Origin of the sequence: Acinetobacter sp. YH01009, assembly GCF_013420765.1 — a bacterium.
Classification (GTDB): Bacteria; Pseudomonadota; Gammaproteobacteria; order Pseudomonadales; family Moraxellaceae; genus Acinetobacter; species Acinetobacter amyesii.
In genome coordinates, this window is the sequence record NZ_VOYE01000007.1 from 21,890 (window position 1) to 41,613 (window position 19,724).

General features: G+C 39.9%; 21 protein-coding genes and 1 pseudogene. 11 read left to right on the forward strand and 11 right to left on the reverse strand.

Translation table 11 applies throughout. The annotated features are described in order from the left end of the window. Positions 1-127 precede the first annotated feature (127 nt). The 3 genes and pseudogenes from tkt to FTT76_RS17810 form a co-directional block, all read right to left on the reverse strand. Positions 128-2,116 carry a transketolase gene (gene tkt, locus FTT76_RS08695; protein ID WP_180007744.1) on the reverse strand — a complete coding sequence of 663 codons (1,989 nt, stop codon included), beginning with the start codon at positions 2,114-2,116 and terminating at the stop codon, positions 128-130. A gap of 459 nt (positions 2,117-2,575) precedes the next feature. Then, positions 2,576-2,890 (reverse strand): pilin, encoded by a 315-nt coding sequence (locus FTT76_RS08700; RefSeq protein WP_257235079.1) that lies wholly within the window; start codon positions 2,888-2,890, stop codon positions 2,576-2,578. A 14-nt stretch (positions 2,891-2,904) separates the two neighbouring features. Next, a pseudogene (locus FTT76_RS17810) lies at positions 2,905-3,001 on the reverse strand (prepilin-type N-terminal cleavage/methylation domain-containing protein); the annotation flags it as partial. Between the two features lie 445 nt (positions 3,002-3,446). Here FTT76_RS17810 and metK point away from each other — a divergent pair. The 5 genes from metK (at position 3,447) to FTT76_RS08725 (ending at position 7,914) form a co-directional block, all read left to right on the forward strand. Then, positions 3,447-4,613, forward strand: a complete 1,167-nt coding sequence (gene metK / locus FTT76_RS08705; protein ID WP_078188779.1) for a methionine adenosyltransferase — start codon at positions 3,447-3,449, stop codon at positions 4,611-4,613. A 169-nt stretch (positions 4,614-4,782) separates the two neighbouring features. After that, positions 4,783-5,223 (forward strand): SMI1/KNR4 family protein, encoded by a 441-nt coding sequence (locus FTT76_RS08710; protein WP_180007743.1) that lies wholly within the window; start codon positions 4,783-4,785, stop codon positions 5,221-5,223. 151 nt (positions 5,224-5,374) lie between these two features. Beyond that, entirely contained in the window at positions 5,375-5,719 is a 345-nt protein-coding gene (locus FTT76_RS08715) for a hypothetical protein (RefSeq protein WP_078188782.1), read from the forward strand. 146 nt (positions 5,720-5,865) lie between these two features. Beyond that, the gene (locus tag FTT76_RS08720) at positions 5,866-6,567 is read left to right on the forward strand and encodes a VIT family protein (protein WP_180007742.1); all 702 of its coding nucleotides are present in this window, start codon (positions 5,866-5,868) and stop codon (positions 6,565-6,567) included. A 135-nt stretch (positions 6,568-6,702) separates the two neighbouring features. After that, the gene (locus tag FTT76_RS08725) at positions 6,703-7,914 is read left to right on the forward strand and encodes a YeeE/YedE family protein (RefSeq protein WP_180007741.1); all 1,212 of its coding nucleotides are present in this window, start codon (positions 6,703-6,705) and stop codon (positions 7,912-7,914) included. Positions 7,915-7,955: 41 nt separating this feature from the next. Here FTT76_RS08725 and FTT76_RS08730 read toward each other — a convergent pair whose 3' ends face one another. The 3 genes from FTT76_RS08730 to FTT76_RS08740 all read right to left on the reverse strand — a co-directional run bounded on the left by FTT76_RS08730 (position 7,956) and on the right by FTT76_RS08740 (position 10,591). Beyond that, positions 7,956-8,477 (reverse strand): hypothetical protein, encoded by a 522-nt coding sequence (locus tag FTT76_RS08730; protein WP_180007740.1) that lies wholly within the window; start codon positions 8,475-8,477, stop codon positions 7,956-7,958. Positions 8,478-8,542: 65 nt separating this feature from the next. Continuing rightward, positions 8,543-9,322, reverse strand: coding sequence for a TIGR03915 family putative DNA repair protein (locus FTT76_RS08735; RefSeq protein WP_180007739.1), 780 nt, complete (start codon positions 9,320-9,322; stop codon positions 8,543-8,545). A 9-nt stretch (positions 9,323-9,331) separates the two neighbouring features. Further along, positions 9,332-10,591 carry a putative DNA modification/repair radical SAM protein gene (locus FTT76_RS08740; protein ID WP_180007738.1) on the reverse strand — a complete coding sequence of 420 codons (1,260 nt, stop codon included), beginning with the start codon at positions 10,589-10,591 and terminating at the stop codon, positions 9,332-9,334. Positions 10,592-10,804: 213 nt separating this feature from the next. Between FTT76_RS08740 and FTT76_RS08745 the strand changes: the two genes are divergently transcribed. After that, positions 10,805-11,848: a nitronate monooxygenase family protein gene (locus tag FTT76_RS08745; protein ID WP_180007737.1), complete on the forward strand. Its 1,044-nt coding sequence runs from the start codon at positions 10,805-10,807 to the stop codon at positions 11,846-11,848. Positions 11,849-11,963: 115 nt separating this feature from the next. Here FTT76_RS08745 and dusB read toward each other — a convergent pair whose 3' ends face one another. Continuing rightward, complete coding sequence (dusB, locus tag FTT76_RS08750) at positions 11,964-13,013, reverse strand: tRNA dihydrouridine synthase DusB (protein ID WP_257224363.1); 1,050 nt, start codon at positions 13,011-13,013, stop codon at positions 11,964-11,966. A 460-nt stretch (positions 13,014-13,473) separates the two neighbouring features. Here dusB and FTT76_RS08755 point away from each other — a divergent pair, with 460 nt between their 5' ends. After that, on the forward strand, positions 13,474-13,848 hold the full coding sequence (locus FTT76_RS08755; protein ID WP_180007936.1) for a hypothetical protein: 375 nt from the start codon (positions 13,474-13,476) through the stop codon (positions 13,846-13,848). 313 nt (positions 13,849-14,161) lie between these two features. Beyond that, a complete protein-coding gene (locus FTT76_RS08760) occupies positions 14,162-14,332 on the forward strand; it encodes a hypothetical protein (RefSeq protein ID WP_180007935.1) in 171 nt (56 codons plus the stop codon). A gap of 92 nt (positions 14,333-14,424) precedes the next feature. Here FTT76_RS08760 and FTT76_RS08765 read toward each other — a convergent pair whose 3' ends face one another. Beyond that, entirely contained in the window at positions 14,425-14,634 is a 210-nt protein-coding gene (locus FTT76_RS08765; protein WP_180007934.1) for an acyl-CoA thioesterase, read from the reverse strand. Positions 14,635-14,754: 120 nt separating this feature from the next. After that, positions 14,755-14,937, reverse strand: a complete 183-nt coding sequence (locus FTT76_RS08770; protein WP_078193584.1) for a hypothetical protein — start codon at positions 14,935-14,937, stop codon at positions 14,755-14,757. Positions 14,938-15,213: 276 nt separating this feature from the next. On the opposite strand from FTT76_RS08770, the gene FTT76_RS08775 reads away from it, so the two are divergent. From FTT76_RS08775 to FTT76_RS08785, 3 genes are all read left to right on the forward strand, one after another. Next, a complete protein-coding gene (locus FTT76_RS08775) occupies positions 15,214-16,419 on the forward strand; it encodes a DUF1615 family protein (RefSeq protein ID WP_180007933.1) in 1,206 nt (401 codons plus the stop codon). Beyond that, positions 16,386-17,015, forward strand: a complete 630-nt coding sequence (locus tag FTT76_RS08780) for an HAD-IB family hydrolase (protein WP_180007932.1) — start codon at positions 16,386-16,388, stop codon at positions 17,013-17,015. The genes FTT76_RS08775 and FTT76_RS08780 overlap by 34 nt, the downstream gene beginning before the upstream one ends. A 176-nt stretch (positions 17,016-17,191) precedes the next feature. Next, positions 17,192-17,395, forward strand: a complete 204-nt coding sequence (locus FTT76_RS08785; protein ID WP_078188800.1) for a hypothetical protein — start codon at positions 17,192-17,194, stop codon at positions 17,393-17,395. 81 nt (positions 17,396-17,476) lie between these two features. On the opposite strand, the gene FTT76_RS08790 is transcribed toward FTT76_RS08785, so the two are convergent. Together FTT76_RS08790 and FTT76_RS08795 are read right to left on the reverse strand one after the other, a co-directional pair. Next, a complete protein-coding gene (locus FTT76_RS08790; RefSeq protein WP_180007931.1) occupies positions 17,477-18,571 on the reverse strand; it encodes an acyl-CoA desaturase in 1,095 nt (364 codons plus the stop codon). A 12-nt stretch (positions 18,572-18,583) separates the two neighbouring features. Continuing rightward, positions 18,584-19,651: a ferredoxin reductase gene (locus FTT76_RS08795; RefSeq protein ID WP_180007930.1), complete on the reverse strand. Its 1,068-nt coding sequence runs from the start codon at positions 19,649-19,651 to the stop codon at positions 18,584-18,586. Between the last annotated feature and the right edge of the window lie 73 nt (positions 19,652-19,724).

A 19,724-nucleotide genomic window follows, 5' to 3' on the forward strand; every position in this document is an offset into this window, starting at 1 on the left:
TAATTTTAAACCAATGCTTTAATTCATTCGTTACAAATCGTTATTTCACAATTTAAAATAAATTTAATCTCTGCAATAAAAAACGCCCCTTCTCTGGGGCGTCTTTATTACGGTTAATCTTTACAGATTAAGCGGTAATTTCTTTCACAGCAGCAACAACAGCATCAGCAGTAATACCAAAGTGTTGATACAAGTCTTTTGCTGGAGCAGATTCACCGTAAGTCGTCATACCGATTACACGACCATCAAGACCAACAAATTTCCACCAGTAGTCCACATGCGCAGCTTCAACAGCAACACGCGCACGGATCGCAGCAGGAAGAACCGCTTCACGGTAAGCAGCGTCTTGTTTTACGAATTCTTCAGCACATGGCATAGAAACAACACGTACGCCGTCAAGCTGTGCGTAAGCATCCATTGCCAATGAAACTTCTGAACCAGTCGCAATGATGATTGCTTTCAATTCGCCTTTTTCTTTTGCAAGTACATAACCGCCTTTCGCAACGTCAGCAATTTGATCTGCTGTACGAGTTTGGAATGGCAAGTTTTGACGAGAGAAGATTAATGCTGTAGGGCCTTCTGAACGAAGCAGCGCAGATTTCCAAGAAATAGACGCTTCTACAGTGTCACATGGACGCCAAGTGTTCAGATTTGGTGTACCACGTAAAGATGCAATTTGCTCTACAGGTTGGTGAGTAGGACCATCTTCACCTAGACCAATTGAGTCATGGGTATACACATGAATCACACGCTGTTTCATCAATGCAGACATACGTACTGCATTACGCGCATATTCCATAAACATCAGGAATGTTGCTACATAAGGAACGAAACCGCCATGAAGTGCAACACCGTTAGCAATCGCAGTCATACCGAATTCACGTACGCCGTAATGAACGTAGTTACCCGCTGGGTTAGATTCAACGCCTTCTGCGCCTTTCCATAAAGTCAGGTTAGAGCCTGCAAGGTCAGCAGAACCACCTAGAATTTCTGGAAGTTGCGGTGCAAATGCTTGAATGGCATTTTGGCTAGCTTTACGAGTAGCGATTGTTTCAGCTTTAGCATTTACTTCAGCAATATAAGCATCCGCTTTTGCTGCGAAGTCAGCAGGAAGGTCACCAGAAAGACGACGTTTTAGTTCAGCTGCTTCTGCTGGATATTTAGCAGCATAAGCAGCAAATGTGTCGTTCCAAGCAGATTCAGAAGCAGTACCTTTGGCTTTTGCATCCCAAGCTGCATAAACATCAGCAGGAATTTCAAATGGACCTTCTGTCCAACCCAAAGCTTCACGAGTTAAAGCGATTTCATCATTGCCAAGCGGCGCACCGTGGCAATCTTCTTTACCTTGTTTGTTTGGCGAACCTAAACCAATAATGGTTTTACAGATAATTAAAGTTGGTTTGGTAGTTTCAGCTTTTGCTTCAACAGTTGCTGCGCGGATTGCGTCTGCATCATGACCATCAACTTTAAGCACTTGCCAACCGTATGCCAAGAAACGCTGTTCTGTGTCGTCAGAGAACCAACCTTCCACTTCACCGTCAATTGAGATGCCGTTGTCATCGTAGTAAACAACCAATTTACCTAGACCCAAAGTACCAGCCAATGAACATGCTTCGTGAGAAACACCTTCCATTAAACAGCCGTCGCCCAAGAAACAGTATGTGTTGTGGTCTACAACTGTGATGTCTTCTTTATTGAATTGAGCCGCTAAAGTTTTTTCAGCAAGTGCAAAACCTACAGCGTTTGCAATACCTTGACCCAATGGACCCGTGGTTGTTTCGATACCAGGTGCATAGCCCAATTCTGGGTGACCTGGCGTTTTAGAATGCAATTGACGGAAAGATTTCAAATCTTCAATAGACAGGTCATAACCTGTTAAGTGCAATAACGCATATTGCAACATAGAACCATGGCCGTTTGACAATACGAAACGGTCACGGTTTGCCCATTGTGGGTTTGCAGGGTTGTGGTTGAGGAATTCACGCCATACCACATCAGCAATATCTGCCATCCCCATTGGAGCACCTGGATGTCCTGAATTTGCTTTTTGCACAGCATCCATTGCCAATACACGAATTGCGTTTGCAATACGACGTTCGTTAAGCGGGGTTGTCATAGGTCAGAGTCCAAACAAATGGTTTAAAAGAGTTAGATGAATAAGAATTCAAAGATGCGCATATTGTCTTAAAAAAAGCGGAATGGGTAAAGCCTCAGGGGCAAATTTTCGCTAATTATTCCTGCACCACCTGTATTTTGGGCGCTTATTGCTCAATTTCAAGCCTATGCATGTCGTTTATTTTGTATACAGTGACGCTTTTATATGGCGAATCAATGACAGCGCAATGCATATTTAGAGTTTGGCAGAGAAAGCAACCGCTTCATAACTGATAAAAGTCCGCTACATCGAATGGAAATCGTGAATATAAATAGCAGCCAAAGCCGATCCAGATAAATGACCATTTGAAATTTGATTTCATATAAAATACACCCTCTACGGTTTGGGTAACTCAAACAGCAAACTCATCCCTTTGAAATCAGCACTTATCCAATATACTCACGGTTTCACATTCAATATTTATATACCACGACATGTAGCAGGTAAATTTCGCTGCGAAATATCATCCGATTGACAATTCCAAGCACCATTTAAACCATCTGGAATACTAAAATAGATCTGCTTTGAGCGAAGAGCAAAATTGACATCTGTTGATTTAAACGTAAAAACCACTGAACACGTTCCTGCCACATCAGTAATTTCACTACTCGCAATATACTTGGTACTGATACTTTCATTTAGCGCTGTATTCAAATCTACACAGCTTTGTTCCGCTGAATAATTTTCAATCAGTTTTAATTTATAGGGTGAAATCATTGTTAATACTTCAGCCACTTGCGCCCGAGCAACATAGCCATTGTAAGATACAGTAGCAATTGCAGCCAAAATACCGATGATTGCCACAACGATCATAATTTCAATGAGTGTAAAACCAGACTGTTTCATTACGTTTCCCCCATTCAACGTAATGACAAATAGGCAATTTGCATACCAAGTCTCAAAAGCCCGTACTTATTGTGTTTGATTTTTTAAATTAAACGAATAATTGTCGTTTACAGTCATATTCTGACAGTTCATGACGTTCATCAATGATAAATCTCAGGATATGGATTTGATTTATTCTTATAATTGATTCACTTAAAAAAACAATTTAGGCAATTGAACGCCTAATCACATTGTTGCTTGTGCCAAAGCCCAATATCTCTGTTTTATCTCATCATAAAAAATTAAATTGAGAAATCCATAGCTCATATCAATTTTTTAGATGCATATATCAATTAAAAAGTCATTGAAATGAATTAATTTCATCCAATTTGGTCATGTTGAGCTAGTCCTAAACGCATTCTCGATGTAACATATTGCGTCTTTAAATTTAACTGTGATAGGACTTATGCGCGAGTACGCTGTATTTACCTCGGAATCTGTAAGCGAAGGCCATCCGGATAAAATGGCTGACCAAATCAGTGATGCTATTTTGGATGCAATCTTAAAAGAAGACCCATATGCACGGGTTGCTTGTGAAACGCTTGTAAAAACGGGTGCGGTTGTACTTGCCGGTGAAATCACAACAACTGCAAATGTTGACTTTGAAGCGATTGTTCGTAATACCGTAAATGGTATCGGATACCACCATTCAGATCTTGGCTTTGATGGTTCAACTTGTGCCGTGATCAACATGATCGGTAAGCAATCACCTGAAATTGCTCAGGGTGTTGACCGTCAAAAACCAGAAGATCAAGGTGCGGGCGACCAAGGTTTAATGTTTGGTTATGCAAGCCGTGAAACTGATGTGCTTATGCCAGCACCTATTTCATATGCGCATCGCTTAATGGAAAAACAAGCTGAACTACGTAAACAAGGCAAACTTGCTTGGTTACGTCCTGATGCAAAAAGCCAAGTAACATTTGCTTATGAAAATGGCATGCCAGTTCGCTTAGACGCAGTTGTACTTTCAACTCAGCACGATCCAAAAATTACTCAAGCTCAATTGAAAGAAGCGGTAATTGAAGAAATTGTGAAAAAAGTGATTCCTGCTGAAATGTTCCATGCAGACACTAAATTCCATATCAACCCAACAGGTATGTTCGTCATTGGCGGCCCTGTAGGCGACTGTGGTTTAACAGGCCGTAAAATCATTGTAGATACTTACGGTGGTATGGCTCGTCACGGTGGTGGTGCGTTCTCTGGTAAAGATCCATCAAAAGTGGACCGTTCTGCTGCTTATGCAGGCCGTTATGTTGCTAAAAACATTGTGGCTGCCGGCCTAGCTGACAAATGTGAAATTCAAGTGTCATATGCGATTGGTGTTGCAGAACCAACATCTATCTCGATCAACACATTCAATACTGCAAAAGTATCTGAAGATTTGATTATTGCACTTGTACGTGAACACTTTGACTTACGTCCATACGGTATTACTCGTATGTTGAACTTAATCCAACCGATGTACCAACAAACTGCTGCGTATGGTCACTTTGGTCGTGAAGGTTCTGATACCGCATTTACATGGGAAAAAACTGACAAAGTGGAAGCGCTTAAAGCATCTGCTGGTCTTTAATCTTAATAGATTAATTTCTCAAAAAAGCCTGCATTGATTGCAGGCTTTTTTATGCCCCATATGTCCATAACTAAAACATCTAGGATAAAAATAACTAGTGTAAAAAATATTGACTAAAATTTACGCCTAGCTTATTCATAAAACACCAAAATAATTTAAGAACAATATCATGCCCTTTCCATTAGACTTAAAATTTATTACTGCAACTGAAGAACAATTAGGATTTAAGTTTCCAGAAAAATATAAAGCCAAAATGCAAATTGAAAATGGTGGCGAATTCGGCATTAGCTTTTCTAGTGCGGATGAATTTGAAGATGGTGATGATATCGAAGCATGGTGGCTCTTCCCCTTCCAGGACACCAGCGATGTGAAAAGAATAAAACGCACAACGAATCATCTAGCCGCAGAACATCAAACTATAAGTAAAATTGAAGACTTCCCTGAAAACAGCATTGCCATTGCACATAACGGTGATGGCGATTATTTATTGATGCATACGATAGACGATACACAATTGGGGGAAGAAATATATTTATGGCGCCATGAAGACAGTGAATTTATCTATCTACTTGTTAACTCAATTGAAGAATTATTTACTCAAAACACTTAACGCTATAAGTAGATATAAAGGCTTTTAAACTACAAAATAAGCTGGATAAAATTACACTAAATCAACAATTTTTGATCGATTTTTGAATATTTTTTCAGCTAATATAAATTCAGCCCATGCTACGGGCATAACAAAAAAAGGAAAGATCAAAATGAATAAATTACTTGTTGCTTTAGGTTTGGCTGCAACTGTTGCACTTGTTGGCTGTAATAAAGACAAAGCGCCAGAAACAGGTGCAACAACTGGTGAACACCTAGAAAACGCTGCTGACCAAGCAGGCCATGACATCGCTGATGCAACTTCAGAAGCAGCAACTGCGACAGCTACTGCTGTAGATAATGCTGCAACTGCAACTGCGACAGCAGCTGATAATGCAGCAGAAAATGCTGAAGCTGCTGCACACAATGCAAAAGAAGCAGCTAAAGACGCGACTGCTGCAACAGCAGGTGCTGTTGAGCAAGGTGCAGCAAACGTGAAAGAAAAAGCTCAACAATAAGCATTCTTTAAAAAAAGCACCTTCGGGTGCTTTTTTTATATTTGTCTTTTGCTCAGCGTGTTGTTTCAATCCATTTTTAACTTGAAATTTAACTGACGTCAGGTCAATCTTATGACGTCATATATATAACAAATTTAGAGAAAAGAATGTCTTATTCACATCATACCGAAAAACATTTTATGGAACGTACTGGTTGGCTACGTGCATCTGTACTCGGTGCAAATGATGGCATTATTTCCGTCACCAGTTTAATTATGGGCATGGCAGCAAGTGGTGCTTCTAGCCATACCTTACTCATTACCTGTATTGCAGGACTCATCTCTGGTGCAACATCTATGGCTGCGGGTGAATATATCTCTGTGAAATCTCAAGAAGACGTCGAAAAAGCAGATCTTCACATGGAGCATAAAGAATTACAACGTAACCCAGAAATGGAGCTTAAAGAGCTGACTCAAATTTATGTAAATCGTGGGTTAGAGCCAACCCTAGCCCATGAAGTTGCAGTCCAATTGACGGCCCATGATGCACTAGAAGCCCATGCGCGAGATGAAATTGGAATCCATGACAATACCGCAGCAAAACCCGTTCAAGCAGCACTCTCATCGGCTTTAGCATTTTCAATTGGTGCACTATTTCCGATGGTTGCGATCTTGATCAGTGCTGACATGCATATTGAAAAAACCGTTATGGCCGTTGGCGTGATTTCCCTAGCACTCCTCGGTGCCTTAGCCAGTTATGCAGCAGGCACTTCTATGTTGAAAGGCAGTCTACGTGTTGCGCTTTGGGGCATTGCAGCCATGCTATTTTCTAGCTGGATTGGTTCTTTATTTAATGTAAATCCAGTTTAATGTTTCTTTTATCAGTTTTACAAATATTGAAAATCAATTATTCACAGCAATGATTGTGTGAATTCCAAACAATATTAATTTTTACAATATATAAAAACCGTAAAATAGAGGTACATTTTTTAAGCTTTTTTCTCCATGTCTGTTATTGCTACGCCAGCCAATCGATCCAATGTATCGATTTGGGTGGCTTTTGTTTTATTAATTTTAGGCACCATTGGTGCTTATCTGGTTGTAGGCGTTAACCAAGCATTGCTATTTTTAATTGGCGGTGCTTTGGGTATGACCCTTTATCACGCATCTTTTGGTTTTACCTCAAGTTGGCGTGTCTTTATTAAAGAGCGTCGTGGTCGTGGCTTGCGTGCACAAATGATCATGTTGGCTTTGGCTGTACTGCTCTTCTTCCCTGCTTTAGGTGCGGGTGAATTATTTGGCAACCCAGTCAAAGGTAACGTTAATCCTGTTTCAATGTCCGTGATGATCGGTGCCTTTATTTTTGGTATTGGTATGCAACTTGGCGGCGGCTGTGCATCAGGGACCCTGTACACTGTGGGCGCAGGTAGCGCACGTATGATTGTAACGCTGATCTTCTTCTGTACAGGTTCATTGATTGCAACTTCACATATTCAATGGTGGTTTGACCTTCCCCACTTTGAGCCGATTTCTTTAGTCAAAAGCTTTGGTGTAGTTCCTGCACTGGCATTAAACTTTGTGCTTTTTACAATCATTGCCGCAGCAACAGTTTACTTTGAAAAGAAACGCCATGGTCAGCTTGAAGTTGAACCGCAAGCAATGCAACACGGTTGGAAACGTTTTCTACGTGGACCATGGCCATTGGTTTGGGGCGGAATTATCCTGACTTTACTGAACTTTGCCACACTCGCACTTGCAGGCCGTCCTTGGGGCGTAACCTCTGCCTTAGCCGTTTGGGCCGCAAAATCAGCAAGTGTCATGGGGATCGATGTTGCATCTTGGGCATATTGGCAACAACCTGCAAATGCCAAAGCACTGACCGAATCATTATGGTTTGATATTACGTCGATGATGAATTTCGGCATCATGCTCGGTGCCTTACTCGCAGCGAGCCTAGCAGGCAAATTTGCACCGAACTTTAATATCCCAAAACGCTCACTGCTAGCAGCTGTGATCGGTGGTTTGATGTTGGGTTATGGCGCACGTTTAGCATACGGCTGTAACATTGGTGCATATTTCAGCGGTATCGCTTCAGGTAGTTTACACGGCTGGTTATGGTTAGTATTTGCCTTCATTGGGAACGGTATCGGCGTCAAATTACGTCCAATCTTCTTCCCTGGCGAACGTCCACAACCTGAAAAATTAACAGGCTGCTAATATCTGTGAAATAAAAAGCCCCTCAAGTGAGGGGCTTTTTTTTAATCTGTCAGTGCACCTTTTAGATTACAACCATATTGCATGGTTTCTTGTGCCTGTTTGTATGTGGTATAGCGGTTGATAATAAAATCATAAAATTGGTCAGCATTTGCAAATACCTGACTCAAATCTTCGCTTGCGGCATTTGGCAGTTTAACATCTTTCACCAAGGCCAAGTTCACATGTCCAAGATGATACATTTCGGTAAAATAATGATTCATTACTTCGCAATAGGCAATTTTGGAGCTTTTTAAAGCGGTATTGGCAACAAAATGCTGATTTAAAGTTTTTAAGTTCTGAACATCTAAAGCGGATTGATCTGAAAAAGCCATACTTTCTACTTTTTTTAGTTGGCTAAAATCTTTTGCTAGAGTTTGATTTAATTGTTCAAAGCGTAGTTGTAATCCAGCAGTATCGGCAACTTGATAACTTTGCGGATTGAATGTTTTCTTTTCTTGTTCATTTGCAGAACACGCCGTGAGCGTCATTGCCGTCAGAACGGTCGTAACAAGAAATAATTTCATCAAGGTCTCACTTAAACAATCAAAAGCGCAATCATTATGCCCGAAAACAACTAGATGATTCACACTTAAATCGCTTTCTCATTCATATAACGCCAATAACGACGTGGCACATACTGCACATGTAATTTCATATTACGTCGAGCTTCAATATTGACACTTCTAAAATAATCTTTCCAAAGCTGATCATATAAAATTTCATCATCATCCAGTTCGATATTGAAGGATTGACTATGACCTGACAGTATTTGCCCGTCTATGGTTGTGGCATCCATATCCACTTGATGCACCTGCTGTAGATCATAGTAAATGCCATAGTTACGTTTTTCATCGTAAATTAGCCAACGTTGATCTTGATAGCGTGCCTTAAAATGCCGCTCGATCAAAGGCAATACATTAAAATCAGGTGAGACTAAACTAATAAACAAACCATCCTGACATTTTTTAAAACGCACAAAAGCTTCCATACGATGTTTTTCACGTCCCACTTGCTTCGCCCATTGACTCAGACCCAATACGTCTGCATGACCATAATTCTTTGATACATCTCGCTGCTGCTGAAACACATACACTGCAAAATTAAAGCAATGCTGAAAAGCCTGCTGCTGCTCGGATAAAAATGCATAATAAAACTGTTTCAACGCACGATCAGATGCTTTGAGTTTTAAACCCTGCCATACCCGCTGTGCATGTTCATCATGACTTGCTACATCAATGACATCGGCGAAAAGACCCGCCTGTACTTGCCCATCCGTGCAAATCTGTACGTCAAATTCCTTAAATTGAAAGGCCCGAAAAATGCAGCTTAGTAATCCTGTCATCGTGCCATCAAAGACATAAATACTCACGACTGTATCCTAAAAACCTAAGTTCAATTGATGTGAAATCTGCTGAGTATATTTCGACTGACCACTTTGCAAGATCTGCTGACGTATTTGATGTGGCTGTTGATCTCGAATAAATTTGGGAGAATCTTCACAGCGTATAAAATGTTGTGCTCTGTTGTAGGAAATACCCATACGTTTTAATTGGTCGATATGGATTTTCCCAAAACGTCGTGCTTGAACAATTTTTTTAGCAGAACGTACACCAATACCCGGCACTCGCAAGATCATCTGATATTCTGCACGGCTGATATCCACGGGAAATTGCTCTGGATGACGCAGTGCCCACGCTAATTTTGGATCAATATCCAATTCTAAATTTGGATGCTCTTCATCGACCAACTCTGTCGCTTCAAACCCATAAAAACGCATCAACCAGTCACTTTGATACAACCGATTTTCTCGTAATAACGGTGGCGCAGAACCCACAGCTGGCAGCGCACGCTCCTCTTCATTAATTGGAATATAACCTGAGTAATACACACGCTTAAGCTTAAACTCTTTGTAATGACGGTCTGCCATCAGTATGACATCACGGTCAGACTCTTGATGTGCGCCCACCACCATTTGCGTCGTTTGTCCTGCGGGTACAAACTTAGGCACTGTACGTATTATTTTTCGTTCATCTTTAAATTGAATCAAACGGTCTCGGACGATACCTAAGTCTTTTTGAACTTCGACATGGCTTTTTTCAGGTGCAAATTTTTTTAACCCATCTTCTGTCGGCATTTCCAAATTAATACTCATACGGTCGACATATAAACCTGCTTCGGTAATGATTTCCTGAGATGCCCCCGGAATGGTCTTCAGATGAATATAACCATTGAAATTTTCTTCTAAACGCAGCTTTTTCACCACTTGCAACATGCGCTCCATGGTGTAATCTGCTGATTTAAAAATTCCCGAACTTAAAAATAGCCCCTCAATATAGTTCCGACGATAAAAATTCATGGTCAAATCGACCACTTCCTGTACCGTAAATGCTGCGCGCTTTACGTCGTTACTTCGACGGGACACACAATATGCGCAGTCAAAAATACAGACATTGGAAAATAGAATTTTTAATAACGAAACACAGCGACCATCTTCGGTATAGCTATGGCAAATGCCGTTTCCAGTATTACCCAGACCTTTGTCTTTATTTTGGCGCTTACTACCACTCGAAGAACATGAGACATCATATTTGGCAGCATCGGCTAAAATTTGCAGTTTTTCACGGATACGTTCAGACATGGGAGAATTATAAATTTAAAGTGAACACAGCATTATTTTAAAAGGATCCACCTCAAAAGTCGGGTCATACATCATTACTACGACACGAGGTGTCGCTTAATTTCAAGTACAACTTTCGTGTAAGCATAAGACCATTTTGATATGAAATAACGAATATTATTTGCTTAATTTCACTCGCTTGGGCAAAGTAATTAGAGTGATTGGAGTATGCACATGACTTTATTAGAAAAACTTGGCATCAAACACCCTATATTTCTTGCCCCAATGGCAGGTGTTTCTACACCTGAGCTTGCTGCAGAAGTGTCAAATCAAGGTGGACTTGGTTCACTGGGTTTAGGTGCAAGCAGTGTTGAGAATGCACGTCAGCAAATTTTACAAACTCAAGAACTTACTGACCAACCTTTTCAGGTGAATTTCTTTTGTCATGATACAGTAGAACTCGATGAACAAGTTGCTGCCAAATGGATCATGCAATTTAAATCACGCTTTGCTCAATATAATGCAGAAGCTCCAGAAGCACTGAACTGTATTTATCCAAGCTTTAAAGACAATGACCATTTTCTAAACCTCTTACTGGAAACGCGCCCTAAAGCGGTAAGCTTCCATTTTGGTATTCCACATCCACATCAAATCCAGGCCTTGAAACAAGCGGGTATTTTGACTCTAGTTTCTGCAACCAACTTAGCAGAAGCTAAACTGATCGAAGCTGCAGGCATTGATATCGTGATTGCTCAAGGTATTGAAGCTGGTGGTCACCGCGGCATTTTCAATGAAAACTTTGATAGCAGCGTCAAGACTCGTGATTTGGTTCAGCTCTTGAAACGCCATATTCAATGCCCCATTGTTGCTGCTGGCGGCATTATGAATGGACATCAGGCCTATCAAATTATGGAGTTGGGTGCAGATGCTGTTCAATTGGGCACTGCTTTTGTGCAATGCAAAACATCAAATGCAAATGAAGCTTATCGCAAAGCATTATTTGATGCACCCATCACGCAGATTACATCAAGTATTTCAGGCCGCCCTGCTCGTGGCATTATCAATAACTGGCACACAGATATTGACACACCAACACGCCCGACCGTTCCGGCTTACCCATATAGCTATGATTTAGGCAAACAATTACATGCCGCTGCTAGCAAGCATGGTGTACATGAATATGGTGCTTTTTGGGCGGGAACCAACGTCTCTCAAATACGTGAATTGGAAGCACCCGACTTGATCAATCAATTGATTTTAGAAATGCGCTTTAACTAAGACCTCGCTCAACGCGTCATTCAAACATGAATGCCTATAAAAAAGCCCTCAATATTGAGGGCTTTTTTATTAATTAGGTACTTATTTCAAATCAATCTAACTAGCTTAAATCGACCTACTTTGTATCGAATAATGCAGATCTACTTCGTTTGGTTTCAAGCAAATTGACATGATCAACCTGAACATCACTCATGATCTGACCATGATCGAGTAGGTGATTGAAATAGTCCTCGACGACTTTATATTGATCTGCTGTAGATTCAACTTTATACATATTTTGGCGGAACTCATTACTAGAACGTAAACCTTTGGTATACCAAGCAATATGTTTGCGTGAAATTCGACAACCTGAATATTCACCATAAAAACCATATAACTCAGATAAATGTCCGAGTAATACGTCACGGACTTCCATAATACTTGGCGCCGCCATATGCTCACCCGTCGTCAGGTAATGTCCTATTTCACGGAATATCCATGGGCGACCTTGAGCTGCACGGCCAATCATGACTGCATCAGCACCGGTATAATCCAGTACATATTTGGCTTTTTCAGGTGTATCAATATCACCATTGGCAATCACAGGAATATTGATCAACGATTTCACATCTTTAATTAAGCTATAACGCGCCGTATTCAGATACATATCTTCACGTGTACGACCATGAAGCGCCAATGCAGCAATCCCAGCTTCTTCGGCACGTTTCGCAACGCGCATAATGTTTTCATGACCATTGAGATAGCCCAAACGGGTTTTTAAGGTCACGGGCACATCAACTGCATCAACCACAGCATCTAAAATGCGAGCCACTAAGTCTTCATCTTTGAGCAGCGCTGAACCTGCTAACTTATTACAGACTTTCTTCGCCGGACATCCCATATTAATGTCGACAATTTGCGCACCATTTGCCACTTGATAGCGAGCGGCTTCAGCCAGTTCAGCTGGATCTGACCCTGCAATTTGGGCAGAAATAGGCGCTATTTCACCATCAAAATTGGCACGATAAAGACTCTTTTTACTCATGCGTAGTGTCTTATCTGCCGTCATCATTTCACTGACCGCATGACCTGCACCAAAGTATTTGCAAAGTGTACGAAATGGGCGATCTGTAACCCCTGCCATAGGTGCCACCCACAGTTTTCTCTCGATGGGACGATCGAACAATTCTTGAATGACAGGATGTTGACTCAATGTTTTAACCTCTAGCTATATTTAGCAAATGATGCCCGAACCACATTCGAAATCTTCGAAGCCACTTTTAACAATGCTAAATTCAAATGTATGTTCGCAAAATCTGTTGAGCGTAAAAACGTTTCATGGCAATGATTATACAATTGAATGATGACAATGAATATCAACATTGCTCAACGATTGAATTGAGGAATTTGAAGCCTCGGAATTGGACGGCAAATTTGCAATGCGATAGTTTAGTAATTCCATACAAAAATTTCTACGCTTTTGCTTAAGAGTCGTTGAAAGTTATGTATATACCTTCTAGCTAACACACTATCGATTCAACATCAGACTTTCAGCAGATCTGCCTGTACAGGTGTTACTATAGAGGGATACTGCTAAAATCATTGAAAACTTAAATCTATAAATTCACATCAGTGAGTTAAACTTTATGAAAAAATTGAAAATTCTCTCTTTTATATTTTTCGCTACTTTTCTGACTGCCTGCCAACAACCGAATGACGAGGTGGCTGCAGCTGAAAGCCAAAACGCTGATTTAACAACGGAACAAGCGACTCAACAATTTGAGCAGTCAGATGCGCAAATCAGTCAATACCTTGATGTTTTAGATGCTCAAAGTACATCGATCAAGGAAAAAACCCAAGTCTTATGTCATGACTACCCTCATGAATATAAAACTAACTACATGCCTGCCATGCTCAAACTCGCAGCCCAAGACTATACTCAAGATAAAATGTTGAACGATTTGAAGATCGCACAGGACTATTACAAAGAAAAACTCAAAATTGAATGCCCTGCTCAATAATCTCCTTTTCATCATGGCGTCATATTTCAGCGATAAATTGTTATTAAGCGAAAAGTGGGTAAGTTTCGCTGTAATAACAACGTAAAATACACTTCCCGAATTATTCGGGTTTTCTTTTTAAAGCTTTCAAATAATAAACGACATTTGAATGACACATATTATTTTGTTATAGATTTCAAACTATTGATTTATTTTGATAAGTTTTTCGTAATTGTTCACAATCTAGACACATAACAACCCATTTTAATTACACTTTTATCATGATTAATACATTAAGTTGTTTTTTCCAAAAAAATAGACTGAATATTGAATCATGAAAACTTTAAACAAAGTACTTTTCGCTACACTTATCTCGACGGCGGCTGCAACTACATTTGCTGCTGAAGAACAAAAAGTTGAAGCTGCTGCATCTGAAGTTCAAACGACTGAAGTTGCTCAAGACGCAACTGAAGCGGCACCTGCTTCTGAAGCTGTTGCAAAATAATTGAGCAAAAATTTAAAAGCCCACAGATAGTGGGTTTTTAAATTCACAGGCATTTTTAAGTCTTTCGCAGCTTTCAATGAATTTGACTTCAATTATTTAAAATATAAACGTTGAATTTGACGTGCCCGCCGGTTTAAACCTAATACTTCTTTTCTTTGTAAAATGTCTTCTTCACTAAATCCCAAGCGCTGGATTAATTCAGACATAGCTAAATCTGCATGTTCGATCAACACGGCATCTTGTTCCGTTGACCAAATCACGGTTGATACCGTTAATTTGTGCTGGCGTTTTAAATTTCTCATTTGCACAGTATAAAAGACTTTGGACACATCAACAAAAAAGCCCACCCGATGTGAGCTTTTTGCAAAGACTGATTAGTGTTCATCTATTGGATTGAAAAATAGATTTACTGAATGATGATGTTAAAGATTTTCATCCTTCGTGATCATCACTGAGGTTAAAATTGGAACTGCAAAACAAGGTAGTAAGAGTAAGATCCAATATTCCACCATTGGTTTAGCCACAACAAAGTTTATAACGATTGCCCCTAATACCATAACTAACGCAATCAAACCTAAGAAACGACTGAAAAATTTAGCAGGCATAACAATCCCCTTAAAAAATTATGGATTTCAGCTAGTATATACCTTCATTTTTTATAATCTGTTGAAAATGATATTGGAATATTCATCTATTTAGCTCAAAAAGCATTCTTTTTCCAATCATCCTGACAGAACTGCTTGTTTTTACACGCGTAGATCTCCATAAATAGATTGACAGTCACCTATGAGGCATATACATATTTATTCATAATTTATGTAATTTGCATAGTATACTGCTCCTGCTTTGTCGCTCCCATATGGCTGAGTTTATTGGAAAATATGAACAAAACTTTTTCGACCACATTATGCTTTAAATCCCTTTCTGTACTGGCTTTATCCATTGGCTTGGCTGCCTGTGGTAATGGTTCATGGTGGAGCAAAGATGAACCCACTATGGAAGCAGAACAGATTAAAAAAGCCATTCCACCTCGCGTGAATGAACGTCTTTCATGGGCCAATGATATCTATGACATTAGTGATCAGCTCGGTATTCCGACCACGAAAGAAAATGTCTGTACGATTGTTGCTGTGGTCGATCAAGAGTCCAATTTTGTTGCTGACCCACATGTGCCGGGACTCGGTGAAAAAGCCGTTAAAGAAGTTCAAGATCGTCTTGAAGAAAAGTTTAAAGATAAATTGGGTGATGGCATCGGTGGTACAGTCGCTGGCTATTTCCAAGATGTGTTAAAAAATCAGCCAAGTCCAGAAGATAACTATTTGAGCCAAATGCGCCGTGTTCAAACTGAACGTGAACTAGACGAACTATATCGTGAAATTTTTGACTATATGTCTAAACATTATCACGTGAGTGCATTAACAGGCGCAGCGAAATTGGTTGGACAAGATATTGGTGAAAAGCTCAACCCAATTACCACTTTGGGTTCAATGCAAGTCCATATAGGCTATGCTAAAGACCATAAGCGCCAAGGTGGAAATATTGCGGCACTACGTACAGATATGTATAGCCAATATGGCGGTTTGTATTATGGCATTCACCGTTTAATGATGTACCCGGCTGAATATGACAAACCGATTTATCGTTTTGCAGATTATAACTCTGGTCGTTATTCGAGTCGTAATGCAGCATTCCAGAGCATGTTAAATGACTTAACCCCTGCTGAGCTCGGCTTAGATGGTGACCTCTTACTTTATAATAAAGATGGTTCTCCACGTTCAGTAAAAAGTCAGTCTGAAACCGCGCTGATTGCAGTTTTTGCAGAAAATAATGTGATCGCCACACCACGTCAAATTCGTTCAGATCTTAAAAAAGAAAAAGATCAGGACTTTGAGGATACTTTGACGTATAAAGCGGTCAAAAAGTTGTATCAAGAAAAGACTGGTAAAGAACCGTTTTATGCCATGATGCCTGAAGTCGTAATTTCGGGGCCAAAATTAAGCCGTGATTACAATACCAATTGGTTTGCCACACGAGTCGATGGACGTTATCAAACATGCATGCGCCGCATCAAAAACCTAAAACTCTAGCCTTATTTGATTTTGACGGAACCCTGTGTAACAAAGACAGTTTTACAGGGTTCATCTTCTATTCCCTGCCTAAAAGGCATATCGTGCGCCAAGGGATTAAAATTCTCCCTTGGATTCAAGGCTATTATCTCAAGCTATATCCTGCACATGCAATGCGTCCTCGCCTATATGCCGCAATGTTTAGCCAAGCCAATCATGAGCAGGTTTTAAATCAAGCAGCGCAATATGCTGAACATTTGATGGCAGAACTCAATCCTTCACTGTATGAACAATTACAGCAACACCAAAAACGCGGTCATGAAGTTGTATTGGTTTCTGCATCCGTCGATTTATATCTTAAACCTGTGGCCAAAAAGCTCGGGGTCAAACTGATCTGTACTGAAACTGCAACCAATAACCAAAAACTGACTGGTTTATATGAAACCTTAGACTGTAGTGGTGAGCAAAAGAAAATTCGCGTTTTGGAGCAATTTAACCTTCAAGACTACGAGTATGTTTATGCCTATGGAAATAGCGATGAAGACCTCGCTATGTTTGAATTGGCCACCCACCATTTCATGAATGGACAGGATAAGCGCCTACCTGAACTCGACTAAAGTCGAGTGATTTAGTTTGGTTTATTAATCAAAGTTAACAATCACAAACTTAAATTTAAGTCGCTCTAATATATGATTAAATTTTGAAAATTCTGCTTTTATTTTGACTTTATAGTGTGCTATTTTTCTCATTAATTAGAAATAATGCGGTCAAATATTAAAAGCGGGAAAAGAATATGAATCAATTCAATCCACCGAAATATGTCAAAGGCCTCCATATTAAATTTGGCGAAAATCCATTTGTTCTCCTTGCTCAATTTGCCTTCTCAGCCACTCGCCAGATGTGGACGAAAGAAGAAATTGAATTGGTCATTCGTATGGCTAAAAAAGGAAATTATATGAATTTGATTAAGATCCTCAAATTACATATCAAAAAGTAAAATAGATATTTCCCCAAAGTTAATATAAAAAAGCCATGCAATTGCATGGCTTTTTTTCCCGTAAATTTAGTGTAGCGGTTATTACTTTTTAAATGGAAATGCATATTTCACAATACGGTTTAGTACACTGCCGTACTGTTTCACTAAGCTTGCGTTGTTATAGTTCAAACCATATTTTTCACATACGGCCTGTACTTTTGGCGCCATTTTACGATAACGACGCGCAGGAACATCTGGGTATAAATGGTGTTCGATCTGATGGCTTAAATGCCCTGTCAAAATATGAAATGCTTCTGAACCGGTAAGATTTGAAGAACCACGAATTTGACGCATGTACCAATGTCCACGACTTTCATTTTCAAGTACTTTTTTCGGGAAAACTTCAACATCTTTGGTAAAGTGACCACAGAAAATAATACTAAATGTCCAAATATTACGAAGACCATTCGCAACGAGGTTCCCTGTGAGCACAGGTAATGCTGCCGGCCCTGCAATAAGCGGGAAAAACACATAGTCTTTAAATAATTGCTTGCCGATTTTGGCTTGCATTGGCTTCCATTCTTCTTTGGTCTGCTGTTTTGTTTTGCGACCTTTAAAGTATTTACCCAATTCAAGGTTTTGAATGGCAACACCCCATTGAAACAATAAGCAAAATGGAATGCTATAAATCGGTTGTAATAGATAGCCCGGCTTCCAACGCTGTTCTGGGAACAAACGAACGAGACCATAACCAATATCATCATCCATACCTTTAATGTTGGTATAGGTATGATGTTTAAAATTGTGAGTTTGGCGCCAGTTATCTGCAGTACCCACGATATCCCATTCATAAGTCTGACCATTGAATTTAGGATCATTCATCCAGTCATATTGACCATGCATGACATTATGACCTAATTCCATGTTTTCCATGATTTTGGCAAAACCTAAAAGACCTGTGCCTAAAATCCACGCTGGCGGAAACCAACCTGCAAACAATAATGCACGACCAGCCATAGATGAATATCGAATAGTCGAATACACACGACGAATGTATTTCGCATCCTTTTCACCTAAGTCATCTAAAACTTCTTGCTTAATCGCGTCAAGCTCACGCGCAAGTTCGTCTAATTGCGATTGGGTTAACTCACGGTTTTTTGGATTTTTAAAATATTCAATTTTTACAGGCATGTTCATATTTTTTCTACCTTATAAATCAATAACAAGATCTGACTGTGCTGAGTTCACACAAATTTTGAGTAAATTACCCGGCTCTGTATTTTGGCTACCATTGACCATATTTTTAGTCGAACCTTCTACTTTGTTGCAGGCACATTTATTACAAATGCCCATACGGCAACCGTGATTAGGTTTGATATTTTGCTGCTCAAGACTGGCTAGAATTGATTGGCCTTTTGGGATACTGACGGTTTTATTGGATTGTGTAAGCGTGACATTCACAAAGCCAATATCATCCGTTGCGATTGGGCTCATGCTAAATGCTTCACTCATAAAGCACTGTGCATGATCAAATAACGCTTCGGCCTGAGTGACGAAACCCGATGGACCACATGCAAACACAGTACTGTGCTCAATGTCGTCAATTTGAGCAGCGTGAGCGGCATTTAATCGTGGATCAGCAACTTCTTCTTGGGTAAAGAAAATTTGAAATTTAAAGTTTGGATATTGGTTTGCCAAAGCTTCGAAGCGTAATTTGAATGCGGCATCATCGTGATACTTAACCCAATACATTAACTGAATTGGTTGCTCCGCAATTTGCTTAGTTTTGCTCATCGCTTTCAACAAACTCAACATTGGCGTAATACCACTACCCGCAGCCAATAGTAGCAACGGTGTAGAATTTGACACCAAAGTCATATCACCAAAAGGCTGACCAAATTCTAAGATGTCACCAACTTGTGCTTGTTCTACCAGCCAAGTACTCACAATACCCGTATTCACTTTTTTTACACTTAGCAATACGTGTTGATCATCTAACTGAGTCAAACTATAAGTACGTTCGTAACGGATCCCATTTACACGAGCAAAGACAGGATGATGCTGACCAGCTTTACCCATTTTAAACAAACGGTTCACCTGTATAGTTAGGCTGACCATCTCATTTGCTGCATTTTCTTTTTGTACAATTTTGCCGAGTGCCTGATTACCAGACCATAACGGATTAAGTTTCTGCAACCAGAAATTCACCGCATTGACGTCTATAACACTGTCTTTGAGTGCGTTTAAAGGCTTTTTCGCTTTTTCGAGTACATGCATAATCAAATACAACTCATGGGAGGTTTTTAATTATTATACACATGTATATATATTTGTATATACGCTTGTGCAT